The organism is Streptococcus suis YS161, from assembly GCF_002760245.1.
In the GTDB taxonomy this organism is placed as follows: domain Bacteria; phylum Bacillota; class Bacilli; order Lactobacillales; family Streptococcaceae; genus Streptococcus; species Streptococcus suis_I.
Map to the genome: position 1 here is coordinate 43,275 of NZ_ASCA01000065.1, position 13,145 is coordinate 56,419.

At 41.0% G+C, this 13,145-nt stretch carries 14 protein-coding genes; 11 read left to right on the forward strand and 3 right to left on the reverse strand.

Translation table 11 applies throughout. The features are described 5' to 3' along the window. The first annotated feature begins 4 nt into the window (after nucleotides 1-4). From SST111_RS08975 to ileS, 7 genes are all read left to right on the forward strand, one after another. On the forward strand, nucleotides 5-676 hold the full coding sequence (locus tag SST111_RS08975; protein WP_044767296.1) for a YggS family pyridoxal phosphate-dependent enzyme: 672 nt from the start codon (nucleotides 5-7) through the stop codon (nucleotides 674-676). 16 nt (nucleotides 677-692) lie between these two features. Further along, complete coding sequence (locus tag SST111_RS08980) at nucleotides 693-1,256, forward strand: cell division protein SepF (RefSeq protein WP_099810802.1); 564 nt, start codon at nucleotides 693-695, stop codon at nucleotides 1,254-1,256. Nucleotides 1,257-1,260: 4 nt separating this feature from the next. Next, nucleotides 1,261-1,524: a YggT family protein gene (locus SST111_RS08985; protein ID WP_002943042.1), complete on the forward strand. Its 264-nt coding sequence runs from the start codon at nucleotides 1,261-1,263 to the stop codon at nucleotides 1,522-1,524. Nucleotides 1,525-1,526: 2 nt separating this feature from the next. Next, nucleotides 1,527-2,318 carry a YlmH family RNA-binding protein gene (locus tag SST111_RS08990; protein ID WP_099810805.1) on the forward strand — a complete coding sequence of 264 codons (792 nt, stop codon included), beginning with the start codon at nucleotides 1,527-1,529 and terminating at the stop codon, nucleotides 2,316-2,318. Between the two features lie 8 nt (nucleotides 2,319-2,326). Continuing rightward, the gene (locus SST111_RS08995; protein ID WP_099810807.1) at nucleotides 2,327-3,016 is read left to right on the forward strand and encodes a DivIVA domain-containing protein; all 690 of its coding nucleotides are present in this window, start codon (nucleotides 2,327-2,329) and stop codon (nucleotides 3,014-3,016) included. Between the two features lie 233 nt (nucleotides 3,017-3,249). Further along, on the forward strand, nucleotides 3,250-3,693 hold the full coding sequence (locus tag SST111_RS09000; protein ID WP_024379579.1) for a GNAT family N-acetyltransferase: 444 nt from the start codon (nucleotides 3,250-3,252) through the stop codon (nucleotides 3,691-3,693). A gap of 10 nt (nucleotides 3,694-3,703) precedes the next feature. Next, nucleotides 3,704-6,493, forward strand: coding sequence for an isoleucine--tRNA ligase (gene ileS / locus SST111_RS09005; RefSeq protein ID WP_099810810.1), 2,790 nt, complete (start codon nucleotides 3,704-3,706; stop codon nucleotides 6,491-6,493). A gap of 172 nt (nucleotides 6,494-6,665) precedes the next feature. On the opposite strand, the gene SST111_RS09010 is transcribed toward ileS, so the two are convergent. The 3 genes from SST111_RS09010 to SST111_RS09020 all read right to left on the reverse strand — a co-directional run bounded on the left by SST111_RS09010 (nucleotide 6,666) and on the right by SST111_RS09020 (nucleotide 9,904). Further along, entirely contained in the window at nucleotides 6,666-6,974 is a 309-nt protein-coding gene (locus SST111_RS09010; RefSeq protein ID WP_015646545.1) for a DUF1827 family protein, read from the reverse strand. Between the two features lie 54 nt (nucleotides 6,975-7,028). Further along, the gene (locus SST111_RS09015) at nucleotides 7,029-7,490 is read right to left on the reverse strand and encodes an NUDIX hydrolase (RefSeq protein ID WP_180274050.1); all 462 of its coding nucleotides are present in this window, start codon (nucleotides 7,488-7,490) and stop codon (nucleotides 7,029-7,031) included. Between the two features lie 185 nt (nucleotides 7,491-7,675). Further along, complete coding sequence (locus SST111_RS09020; RefSeq protein ID WP_099810816.1) at nucleotides 7,676-9,904, reverse strand: ATP-dependent Clp protease ATP-binding subunit; 2,229 nt, start codon at nucleotides 9,902-9,904, stop codon at nucleotides 7,676-7,678. 223 nt (nucleotides 9,905-10,127) lie between these two features. Between SST111_RS09020 and SST111_RS09025 the strand changes: the two genes are divergently transcribed. The 4 genes from SST111_RS09025 (at nucleotide 10,128) to SST111_RS09040 (ending at nucleotide 12,982) form a co-directional block, all read left to right on the forward strand. Next, the gene (locus SST111_RS09025) at nucleotides 10,128-10,358 is read left to right on the forward strand and encodes a DUF1797 family protein (RefSeq protein ID WP_002938704.1); all 231 of its coding nucleotides are present in this window, start codon (nucleotides 10,128-10,130) and stop codon (nucleotides 10,356-10,358) included. Nucleotides 10,359-10,483: 125 nt separating this feature from the next. Beyond that, entirely contained in the window at nucleotides 10,484-11,173 is a 690-nt protein-coding gene (locus SST111_RS09030) for an amino acid ABC transporter permease (protein ID WP_002938702.1), read from the forward strand. Next, nucleotides 11,166-11,900 (forward strand): amino acid ABC transporter ATP-binding protein, encoded by a 735-nt coding sequence (locus SST111_RS09035; RefSeq protein WP_002943067.1) that lies wholly within the window; start codon nucleotides 11,166-11,168, stop codon nucleotides 11,898-11,900. The genes SST111_RS09030 and SST111_RS09035 overlap by 8 nt, the downstream gene beginning before the upstream one ends. Nucleotides 11,901-12,133: 233 nt before the next feature. Beyond that, nucleotides 12,134-12,982, forward strand: coding sequence for a bifunctional methylenetetrahydrofolate dehydrogenase/methenyltetrahydrofolate cyclohydrolase (locus SST111_RS09040; RefSeq protein ID WP_099810818.1), 849 nt, complete (start codon nucleotides 12,134-12,136; stop codon nucleotides 12,980-12,982). Nucleotides 12,983-13,145: the final 163 nt, after the last annotated feature.

The window sequence follows — 13,145 nt, forward strand, 5'->3', positions numbered from 1 at the left end:
TAAAATGAACTTTCAAAAGAATAAGGATGCTATCTTTTCAGCAGTGGCAAAAGCTGCTGAGAAGGCAGGTCGTCCGAGTGAATCAGTAAAGGTAATAGCTGTCACCAAATATGTTGACAGCTCTATTGCTAATCAGCTTGTGAATGCTGGGATTACCCATATTGGAGAAAATCGAGTCGATCAGTTCTTAGAAAAGTATAATGCCCTAGCAGACAAACAATTGACCTGGCATTTGATAGGGACTTTACAGAGAAGAAAGGTCAAGGACATTATTCCATTTGTTGATTATTTCCACGCCCTAGACTCTGTCAAACTAGCTCAGGAAATAGATAAACGTGCGACTAAAATAGTCAAGTGTTTCCTCCAAGTCAACGTTTCCGGTGAGGAGAGTAAGCATGGCTTTGCAGTATCTGAGATTGATGCGGCACTTGCTGAAATTAGTTTATTGGAGAACATTGAACTTGTTGGATTGATGACGATGGCACCGATTGATGCTACAGATGATGAATTAGACGAGATTTTTTCTAAAATGCAGGAAATCCAAGAAGAACTAGCTACAAGGAACTTACCACGTATGCCCTTTACAGAGTTAAGTATGGGAATGAGTGGGGACTTTGAACGCGCCATTGCTCACGGAGCTACATATGTGAGAATTGGCTCAGCATTCTTTGAATAATGGAGAGGAGGAAAATATGGCATTAAAAGATACATTTAAGAACTTATTTAATTACTTTGAAGTTGACGAAGTCAATGAAGTTGAAGAACAGGCAGATGCCTATTCAATGCCTAATGATCGTCCTAAAATGCGTGTTGCCAGTACTACAGCTGCACCTGTGCGCGAACAGCAGCCAAAAGTAGAGACGCGTCGGGAAGCACGTTCAGAAAGTCAACTTCAACGCCTACATGAAAGGCAGCAAGAATTGATGACTAATAATAACGAAAAAGAAATTGTCAAAACTACAATTGATATTAAGTTTCCAAAACGTTATGAAGATGCACCAGAGATGGTAAATCTTTTATTAGATAATGCGAGTATTCTCATTGATTTTCAGTATATGTCGGAGCAACAAGCTAGACGTTGCCTAGACTACTTGGATGGTGCTCGTTCAGTATTATCTGGAAATTTGAAAAAGGTCTCAAATACCATGTGGCTGTTAACTCCAGTAAATGTCACAGTCAATATTGAAGAATTGCGCAATGCTGGTACAAGTACTGGTGCGGCTGATTCAAATTTTGACTTTGATATAAAACGGTAACGCTATGCAAATTTTGATTTTTTTACTATTAAAAATTGTAGAAATTTATTCCTATCTCTTATTAGCATATGCTTTGCTAAGTTGGTTTCCTAGCCTATACACAAGCTCAATTGGACGTTTGATTCAATGGCTGGTAGCACCGATTTTAAAACCCTTTAGGCGATTTAATCTGCAATTTATGGGGTTGGATTGGACTGTAATGGCAGCCATGATTGCGCTTAATATGGGAACACGCTTCTTGGTTCAATTATTGCTCCTGTTAGCATAGTTATGAAAAATGACAAAAACTTATTGCAACATTTTTCTAGGGATGAAAGAGAGTTTGTAGAGAAAATAATGGATATGTGTCAGCAAGTTGAAGATACGTATTCATACAGATTAACTCAGTTTTTACATCCTAGACAAGATGAAATTGTATGCAAAATTGCTAACTACTACCAGTTACAAACGTTTTCTAGTCGGGACTTTGTTTCGACTGAACATTCGCGGGTTATTATTGCCCCGGCTTATTATGAGTTGGACATCAAGGACTTTGAGTTAACCGCTCTTCATTTGTCCTATGCTAGAAAATTTCACACCTTATCCCATTCACAAGTTCTTGGAACTTTTCTCAATCAACTAGGGATTAAAAGGGAGTATTTGGGTGATATTTTGATTGATGATGAACGATTGATTGTCTTTATCGATCAGAAATTTGGGCAGATTGCCTTACAATCTATCACTAAAGTTGCTCGTGTCCCTGTTAAGGGAAAGGAAGAAGAATGGACGACTGTTCGACTACCGATTGGACAAGAATGGCGTTCAAAGGATGTGTTGGTTTCCAGTATGAGATTGGATAAATTGATTTCGGTCGCATTTAATCTTTCAAGGGCAACTGCAAACAAGTTGATTGAGGCTGGACATGTGAAGTTGGATTATGTTCTGACAGAACAAACCAGTAAATTAGTTGAAATAGGGCAATTAATTAGTGTTAGGAGATATGGTAGAGTTCGCATAAATGAATTTTTAGGTTTTTCTAAGCAAGGGAAGATAAAATTGAAGTTAGACATTGTTAAAACTTAGGAGGAAAGATGGCACTTACAGCATTAGAATTAAAAGATAAAACCTTTGCTACAAAATTTAGAGGATACGACGCAGATGAAGTTGATGACTTTTTGGACATTGTAACACGTGATTATGAGGATTTAATTCGTAAAAATCATGACCAAGAGTTAGAATTGAAAAATTTGCGGGAACGTTTGGCTTATTTTGATGAGATGAAAGAATCATTGAGTAAATCAGTTCTTTTAGCTCAAGATACAGCTGAGAAAGTAAAGGTTGCGGCCGAAGATCAAGCAGCAAATATTATTAAACAAGCTGACTATGATGCGGCAACATTGTTACATGAAGCTAAAGATAAGGCAAATGCAATTCTTCGTAATGCGACTGACAACGCGAAAAAAGTTGTCATTGAGACTGAAGAATTAAAAAACCAGACACGTATTTTCCATCAGCGTTTGAAATCAACAGTAGAAAGCCAATTATCATTGGTTAATTCATCTGAATGGGAGGAAATCCTTCGCCCAACAGCAAGTTACATTCAAACAAGTGACGAGGCTTTACGTGATGTTCTTCATAAGGCTTTGGATGAAGAATTACCTGTTGAAGAAGAAAGTTTGGATTATACACGTCAATTGACACCAGAAGAAATTGCAGAATTAACTCGTCAGTCAGTGGCTTTTGAGAGTGGAGATTCTGTAGAAATTTCAACAGAAGAATAATAAAGATCATAAGCAGAGACACGGTCGGTAGAAATATTTATAGCGAGTAGGAGATGGTGGAAGCCCTACAATCTCTTTCTATGGATCATCACTTTGTTTGATTTTTCCTGAAAATAGTAAGGAAAGACGCCCGTTCACGTTACGAACATAGAGGGATAGGGGGAAACTCTATCTAAACTAAGGTGGTACCACGAACTTTCGTCCTTATTTGGCGGGAGTTTTTTATATTTTTTATGATACGATTAGAACTGGTAAACAAAGATAATTTTGATCAGGTGCTAGATCTTGAAGTGGCACCTAAAGATCAGCGCCGAGTGGCGTCAGTTGAATATTCATTAGCTCAGGCATGGCTGTATCGAGATAGTGAAGTCCTATTTCCATATGCTGTTAAATCTGGACAGCTAACAGTGGGATTTCTTTTGTTGTCCTATCAGCCCATGGAAAACAGTTATTATATCTGGCGCTTGCTCATTGATCAGAAGTATCAAAATCGCGGATATGGTAAAGAAGTGATTCGGCACATTTTGAGTTTGGCCAAAGAAGATTCTTCATGTCAAAAAGTTTCTGTAAATTATGTCATTGGCAATCATAAAATGAGGTACATTTTAGAAAAGCTTGGTTTTCAATCCGTTGGTTTAGAAGGTCAAGAAATGAAAATGGAATTAATTATAAGATAAAGGAGTTATGATGAAACTAAAAGAAACACTCAACTTAGGTAAGACAGCATTTCCTATGCGTGCAGGCTTGCCAACTCGTGAACCAGAATGGCAAAAGGCTTGGGATGAAGCAAATTTGTATGCTCGTCGCCAAGAACTCAATGAAGGCAAACCAGCCTTCCACTTGCATGATGGCCCTCCATACGCAAATGGAAACATCCACGTTGGACATGCTTTGAATCATATTTCAAAAGATATTATTGTTCGCTCTAAGTCTATGTCAGGCTTCCGAGCACCGTATGTACCTGGTTGGGATACGCACGGTCTTCCGATTGAGCAGGTCTTGGCAAAACAAGGTGTCAAACGCAAGGAAATGGACTTGGTTGAATATCTTGAAATGTGTCGTGACTATGCGCTCAGTCAGGTTGACAAGCAACGTGAGGATTTTAAACGTTTAGGAATGTCTGGCGATTTTGATAATCCTTACATCACTTTGTCTAAAGACTATGAAGCAGCTCAAATCCGTGTATTTGGTGCCATGGCAGACAAGGGCTATATCTACCGCGGTGCTAAGCCTGTTTATTGGTCATGGTCATCTGAGTCTGCCCTTGCAGAAGCTGAAATCGAATACCATGACATTGACTCAACTTCCCTCTACTATGCCAACAAGGTCAAAGATGGCAAGGGGCTCTTGGATACGGATAGCTACATCGTTGTCTGGACAACCACTCCATTTACAGTAACGGCTTCTCGCGGTTTGACCATGGGAGCAGACATTAACTATGTTTTGGTTCAACCTGCTGGCTCAGACCGTAAGTATGTCTTGGCAGAAGCCTTGGTTGATAGCTTGGCAGCCAAATTCGGTTGGGAATCTTTTGAAGTGATTTCAAAACACAAGGGTGCTGAATTTGAATATATCGTGACCGAACACCCATGGGATAGAGAAGTTGATGAATTGGTTATCTTGGGTGAGCATGTTACAACGGACTCAGGTACTGGTATCGTCCATACGGCTCCAGGCTTTGGTGAGGATGACTACAATGTCGGTGTCAAATATGATTTGGAGGTTGCGGTAACTGTCAACGAACGTGGCTTGATGAATGAAGCTGCGGGTCCTGATTTTGAAGGGCAATTCTATGACAAGGTTGTACCAACGGTTAAGGAAAAATTAGGCGACTTGCTCCTTGCTAGTGAAGTAATCAATCACTCCTACCCATTTGACTGGAGAACCAAGAAGCCAATCATCTGGCGTGCAGTACCACAGTGGTTTGCCTCTGTTTCTAAATTCCGTCAGGAAATCTTAGACCAAATCGAAGCAACAACTTTCAATCCATCTTGGGGTAAAACACGTCTTTACAACATGATCCGTGACCGTGGTGACTGGGTCATCTCACGTCAGCGTGCTTGGGGTGTTCCACTTCCAATCTTCTATGCTGAAGATGGTACTGCGATCATGACAAAGGAAGTAACAGACCACGTTGCTGCCCTTTTTGAAGAGCATGGTTCTATCATCTGGTGGAAATCTGATGCCAAAGATCTCTTGCCAGCTGGTTTCACTCATCCAGGTTCACCAAATGGCGAATTTACCAAAGAAACAGACATCATGGACGTATGGTTTGACTCTGGTTCATCTTGGAATGGTGTCATGAACGCCCGTGAAAACCTTGCCTACCCAGCAGACCTCTACCTTGAAGGTTCAGACCAATACCGTGGTTGGTTTAACTCATCCTTGATTACCTCTGTTGCTGTAAATGGTCATGCGCCATATAAAGCTGTCTTGTCACAAGGTTTTGTCTTAGATGGCAAAGGTATGAAGATGTCTAAATCTCTAGGAAATACCATTCTACCAAGTGATGTTGAGAAACAATTTGGTGCAGAAATCTTGCGTCTGTGGGTGACATCCGTTGATACTTCAAACGACGTACGTGTGTCTATGGATATTCTTGGACAGGTTTCTGAAACCTACCGTAAAATCCGTAATACCCTTCGCTTCTTGATTGCCAACACTTCTGATTTCAATCCTGCAAGTGATGCGGTGGCATACGAAGAGCTTCGTTCTGTTGACCAGTATCTCTTGGTGAAATTCAATAAATTGGTAGCTCAAATCCGTGAAGCCTACGACAATTATGATTTCATGGGCATCTATAAATCTGTAGTAAACTTTGTAACCCTTGATTTGTCAGCCTTCTACCTCGATTTTGCCAAAGATGTCGTCTACATTGATGGTGCTAAATCACTTTCTCGTCGTCAGATGCAGACAGTTTTCTATGACATCTTGGTGAAAATTACCAAGCTCTTGACCCCAATCTTGCCACACACGGCAGAGGAAATCTGGTCATACTTGGAACACGAAGCAGAAGAGTTCGTACAATTGGCGGAAATGCCAGAGGTGGAAACCTTTGCCAATGAAGCGCAGCTTTTGGCTGACTGGGAAAACTTTATGAACTTCCGTACTCAGGCACAAAAAGCCTTGGAAGAAGCGCGTAATGAAAAAGTGATTGGTAAGTCACTTGAAGCTCATTTGACTGCCTATGTCTCAGCTGAAACCAAGTCTTTCTTGGAGAGCTTGAATGCAGACCTTGCTCAGTTGCTCATCGTTTCAAACTTGACAGTAACCACGGAAGCAGCTCCTGAAAGTGCTGTTTTGGTAGAAGAAGTTGCCTTTACTGTAGAGCGTGCAAGCGGTGAAGTGTGTGACCGTTGCCGTCGCATTGATACTAGTGTTGCAGAGCGCAGCTATGGTGCGACAATCTGTGACCACTGTGCAAGCGTAGTGGAAGAAAATTTCCCAGAAGCAGTAGCTCAAGGTTTTGAAGCTTAAGTAATCACAATACATTTGTTAAAGTCTATCTAGCGATAGGCTTTTTTTGTAATACTCTTCGAAAATCAAAATTATCCGTTGTCAAGAGCCTTGATGAACTCCAGTTCTATCTTCGGCTTCGTTTCCTAGGCTACTTTTGATATAAATAGAAAAAAAGAAGCCATCTGGCTTCTTACACTTCTGCGATAATAGGAATAGACATTTCAATCAAACGGTCTGTGTGAATCGTTTGAATGGCAGCCTTGTTAATAGTTCGTCCATCAATTTTTCGATGAAGGAAGAAATCACGAATTTGCTCGATTTCATTTTGTTGTACTGCACGGTATTTATTACTAATCAAGAGTTCATAATGACGGGGTGCCTGTGTGAAAATAACGTCTGTATTACCTGCAGAATAAGTCTCTACTAGGAAAGCATCAGTATTAGCCAACTGGCTTTGGACAAGATTGGGATGACTATTTGTCGTGTTAATGATTTTCATGTGGAACCTCCTCTATCTCTTTGGCTACATTATAGCACGATTAGAGTGTTTTTACTAGTTATTGAATGAATTTTCTTGCAATTTCCATTGTTCAATGCCCCATTTGTGACTACCACGTTTGAGTTTATCGATGGCTTCATTGACTGGGAACCAAGCAATATGGTTGAAATCTTCTAGTGGTTGTCCTATTTGATGGTAGCTAGTTACTTCATAGATGTAGGCTGGATTATAGAAATGGGTATCGCGGTGGCTAGAGTAGAAGTATTCGTCAGCCTGACCAAAGTATTTTCCGATTTCAGCGGTAAATCCAAGCTCTTCCATCAATTCACGCTCCAAAGCAATGAGGTGATTTTCTCCCTTTTCGATTTCTCCACCAGGAAGAAACCAAGCTCCGTTTGGTGCTTGAACGAGTATAATCTGTTCTTTCTTTTCATCTGGGATAACTGCGTAAACACCAAAGCGACTCTGGTAGCTGACGCCAGTCTTCTTTTCTCCAAATACAGCAATTTTCTCCATAGGCAATTCTATCCTCTTTCATAATTGGAATGAGTTGTATACATTATACCACTTTTTTATTATTTTTCCTTGTGATAGGCTTTACAAAGTAAAGTTTTTTTATAGGATGGAGATGGGGAAGAATTTAGAAAAATAGAGTAGCAAAACAGTAAAATAGGCTACTCGTAGAGAGCAGCTCTATTTTCTTATTTTGTCTTTGTTTGTGCCTTGATTTGAATTGTACCTTTACTTGACATGACAGCACGTAGGTCTTTTTCTGCTGGATGTTCTAAGTAGAAGTCGGTGATAGCATCTTCAATCTGATCTTGGATGGTTCTGCGTAGTGGACGAGCTCCCATCTTTGGATCGTAGCCAAGGTCCACTAATTTCTCCTTAACTTTATCTGTTACATGGAGGCTGATGCCATTGTGAGAAAGGCGTTTGTTTACATCGTCTAGCATGAGGCTGACGATTTCAAGTAGGTTTTCCTTGCTCAGTGGTTGGAACTCAATAATACCGTCAAATCGGTTCATAAATTCAGGTGTGAAGAAATTGCTAAGTTGGCCAAGGACTGATTGAGTCCGCCCTTCCATAGCCGCACCAAAACCGACACTTGCTTCAACTTTCCCAGTACCAGCATTTGATGTCATGATGATAATGGTATCTTTGAAGCTGACTGTCCGACCTTGTCCATCTGTCAGACGCCCATCGTCTAAGACCTGAAGGAACATGTGCATGACATCTGGGTGGGCTTTTTCAACTTCGTCAAGGAGGATGAGTGAGTAAGGATTACGACGGACTTTTTCTGTCAATTGTCCAGCCTCCTCATAGCCTACATAGCCTGGAGGAGCTCCGACGAGTTTAGCGACAGCGTGTTTTTCCATGTATTCGGACATATCGAAGCGGATCATGCTGTCAGCCGAACCGAAGAGTTCGATAGCTAATTGCTTAGACAATTCGGTTTTACCGACACCTGTTGGTCCGACAAAGAGGAAGGATCCAATGGGACGATTTGGAGCACCGAGACCGACACGATTACGGCGGATGGCTTTAGCTATCTTGTCAACTGCCTCATCTTGTCCGATAACATGGGCTTTTAAGTCACTAGCGAGGTTCACAAGCTGGGACTGTTCCTTTTCTTTTAAATCACCAACTGGGATATTTGTTTTTTGCTCAACGATGGCCTCAATTTCTTTTTCAGTAATGAGTGGAATATCTTCCTCGCTGATAGTTGCCTTTTGCATCTCCTTGTACTTAGCAATTTGGTCACGGAAATAGGCTGCTTTTTCATAGTCCTCATCCCGTGTAGCTTGTGCCTTACGATTTTCGGCATCAATCAGGCGTTGGTCAATTTCCTTTGGATCAATAAAGTTGAGGGCCAAATTCATTTTTGAACCAGCTTCATCCAGAAGGTCAATAGCCTTGTCTGGTAGGAAACGGTCTTGAATGTAGCGGTTGGACAGTACTGCGGCCGCTTCGATAGCAGCATCAGAGTATTTAACATGATGGTAATCCTGGTATTTATTTTGGATACCTTTGAGAATGGTAATGGTTTCTTCGACACTTGGTTCTTCAACTTTTACAGGTTGCATACGGCGTTCTAGGGCGGCATCTTTTTCGATAATACGGTACTCGCTGAGCGTTGTTGCACCGACTAGCTGCATTTCACCACGTGCGAGGGCTGGTTTGAGGATATTGCCTGCATCCATGTTACCATCGCCTGCAGAGCCAGCACCGACAATTTCGTGAATCTCGTCAATAAAAAGAATGATTTCGCGACGATTACGGATTTCTTCCATGAGTTTTTGCATGCGTTCTTCAAATTGTCCACGGATACCTGTTCCTTGTACGAGGCTGACAACATCCAGACGAATGACTTCCTTGTCTCGTAATTTCTGTGGGACATCGCCATCGACAATTTTTTGAGCCAAGCCTTCAACAACCGCTGTTTTACCTACACCAGGCTCACCGATAAGAACAGGGTTGTTTTTTGTACGACGGTTGAGAATTTCGATGACACGGGTAATTTCTTGATCGCGACCGATTACTGGCTCAATATCCCCACGACGGGCAATTTCGGTAACGTTGATACCAAATTCTTCAAGGAGCCCATTTGGTTGTTGGGGTTGTTGCGGAGGAGGGGTCTGTCCACCACGTCCATTATGCCCACCGGCTTGAGTGGGAGGAGTCTGTTCGCGATTTTTTCCAGCAGGGGTATTGCCAGGATAGCCACCTAGGTGATTGAAAAATTCACTAAAGGGATCCATATTGTTAGGATTTGTTAAATCTCCCAACCCACGTAGGATGGCATTATTAGGGTCTGTTTTCATGATTTGGTAGCAGTTGTGACAGAGGTCTACCTGCTGCTGTTTACCGTTTAAGTTGGTGTAGAGATGGATCGTTGCGTCGTTGATATTACAATTTTTGCAGAGCATAATTCTACCTCTTTCTGTGAAAAAATGTGACCTATTGTTAAATAGTCAAAAAAGGTCAATTCTAGCTTTATTATAACAAGATTCATAGAAAAATCAAGAAACTGCTACGCTTGGAAAAACTTTCTATGAAAAATAGGGCGATAGGAAGAAAATAGGGAAAAAATAAGACTTTTTTGGCAATATGTGGTAAAATATTCCTATAAAAAGGATTAGGAGAACGAATATGGAATCACATTTGGTGAGAATTATCAATCGTCTGGAAGCTATGGCTAATGACGGCGGTACGTTGAAACGTAATTTCGAACGTGATGGTATTGTTGTTGCAGAAGTGGCTTATAGCTATGACGAGGAAAATGGTTCAGTATTTACCTTGCGTGATGTTGCTGCTCGTGAAACGTACGCGTTTGACAGCATCGACTTGATTGCAATGGAAATCTATGAGCTATTGTACTAAGAAGAAGTGAGAGGCACCTAAGGGTGCTTTTTTCTTGTGTAAATTGAATATTATAAATAAAAGTATTGCATAAATATTCAAAAATGGTATAATAGACTCTAAATGACAGAATTGGAGTAAGATGAATGAATTTTTCTTTTTTGCCTGAGTATTGGGCTTATTTTAATTATGGGGCAATTGTTACCCTCATTATTGCATTTTTCTCAGTATTTTTTGGTAGTATTTTAGGTGTGTTGCTTGCCTTTGCTCAGCGTAGTAAGTATAAAGTTTTAGCTTGGACTGCCAATATCTATGTCTGGATTTTCCGTGGGACACCGATGATTGTCCAGATTATGATTGCTTTTGCGATGACACATTTTGTAGCACCAACTTTTCAGCTAGGAATTTTGACGGTTGATTTGACGCGCTTGATTCCAGGTATCATTGTTATTTCGATGAACTCGGGTGCCTATGTATCTGAAACTGTTCGTGCAGGTATTAATGCTGTACCAAAAGGACAGCTGGAAGCAGCTTATTCGCTTGGTATTAGACCAAAGCAGGCGATGCGTTACGTTATCATGCCACAGGCTATCAAGAATATTCTTCCAGCCTTGGGAAATGAATTTGTGACTATTGTTAAGGATAGTTCACTTTTGTCAACCATCGGTGTGATGGAATTATGGAACGGTGCTCAGACAGTTCAATCCACTTCTTATATTCCTTTAACACCACTTGTATTTGCAGCGAGCTATTATCTAATTATGACAACGGTGCTAACAGTGATTATTCAGTCGTTTGAGAAAAAGTTGAACAAGGGAGGGCAGTTCCATGTCTAATGCGATTATTTCTATCAAGGATTTACATAAGTACTTCGGAAAGAATGAGGTTCTAAAAGGAATTGATTTAGATATTCAACAAGGTCAGGTGGTTGTTATTATCGGTCCATCTGGGTCAGGGAAATCGACTTTCTTACGTACAATGAACCTCTTAGAAGTGCCAACCAAGGGAACTGTTACATTTGAAGGTGTTGATATTACTGACAAGTCAAATGATATTTTCAAGATGCGTGAAAAGATGGGAATGGTTTTTCAACAGTTCAATCTTTTTCCAAATATGACGGTATTAGATAATATTACTTTATCACCTATTAAGACAAAGGGAATTGCAAAGGATGAGGCTGAGAAGAAGGCTAAGGAATTACTTGAAAAGGTAGGATTGCCAGATAAGGCAAATGCCTATCCGCAAAGCCTTTCAGGTGGTCAGCAACAACGGATCGCTATTGCACGTGGTCTGGCCATGGACCCAGATGTCCTACTTTTTGATGAACCGACCTCTGCACTAGACCCTGAAATGGTTGGTGAAGTTCTTGCTGTAATGCAGGATTTGGCCAAGTCAGGGATGACCATGGTTATCGTGACTCATGAGATGGGATTTGCGCGTGAGGTAGCTGACAGGGTTATCTTTATGGATGGCGGTGTCATTGTGGAGGATGGAACGCCTGAAGAAGTCTTTGAACATACCAAGGAAGAACGGACCAAGGATTTCTTGTCTAAGGTCTTGTAATATAGTCGAATGAATTAGCTTTCAGACAAGGAACTGAGGCGCAGGCTGTACTAAAGTACGGCAAGTCGAAAGTGACGATGTATCAAAGTTAATTCAAATGACTGTAAATCAACAAATAAGTACGACTCCGACATTGTTCGGAGTTTTTTGCTATATGCTATATTCTACTTTGGACAAGTATAGTCAGTCGGAGAATTTTAGGGTATAATAGAAAAAACAAAAGGAGTGTAGGTATGACAGTCATTGATGGGAAAGCACTAGGTGTAAAATTGCAGGCTGCCTTGGCGGAGAAAACTGCTCGATTAAAAGAAGAAAAGGGGTTGGTACCAGGTCTTGTAGTTATTTTAGTTGGCGAAAATCCTGCTAGTCAGGTTTATGTACGGAATAAGGAGCGGTCAGCTCTAGCTGCTGGATTCAAGAGTGAGGTTGTTCGCGTTCCAGATACGATTTCTGAGTCAGACTTGTTGGATTTGATTGAGCGCTATAATCAGGATGATGAATGGCATGGTATTTTGGTGCAATTGCCCTTACCAGCCCATATCAGCGAGGAGAAGGTCTTGTTGGCTATTGACCCAGATAAGGATGTGGATGGTTTTCATCCGACTAACATGGGGAAATTCTGGTCAGGTCATCCTGTCATGATTCCATCTACTCCAGCAGGAATTATGGAAATGTTCAAGGAATATCAGATTGAGCTGGAAGGGAAGTCAGCTTTAGTTATTGGTCGTTCTAATATTGTTGGTAAACCGATGGCACAGCTGCTATTGGATGCCAATGCTACTGTAACGATTGCGCATTCTCGTACCAAAAACTTGCCAGAGCTTGCTCGTCAGGCCGATATTCTTGTTGTTGCCATTGGTCGTGGTCATTTTGTGACCAAGGAATTTGTTAAGCCAGGTGCAGTAGTGATTGACGTGGGCATGAACCGTGATGAAAATGGCAAACTGATTGGGGATGTCAAGTATGATGAGGTAGCAGAAGTTGCTAGTCATATTACCCCAGTTCCAGGTGGTGTTGGTCCGATGACTATTACAATGTTGATGGAACAGACCTATGAAGCTTGTGTTAGAAGAGCAAAATAATTATCTGAAATATCAGCTATGTGGTGTAGCTGGTATTTTTTATTTTGGGAGTGGGAAGCCGAAATCAGAGAAGTGGTACTGGGCTTGAGCCCAATGTCATTAAGTTAAGCATTTAAACAATTAAAGGAACTATTCCCGTCTGAGCAGTTTATGACCAAACGGG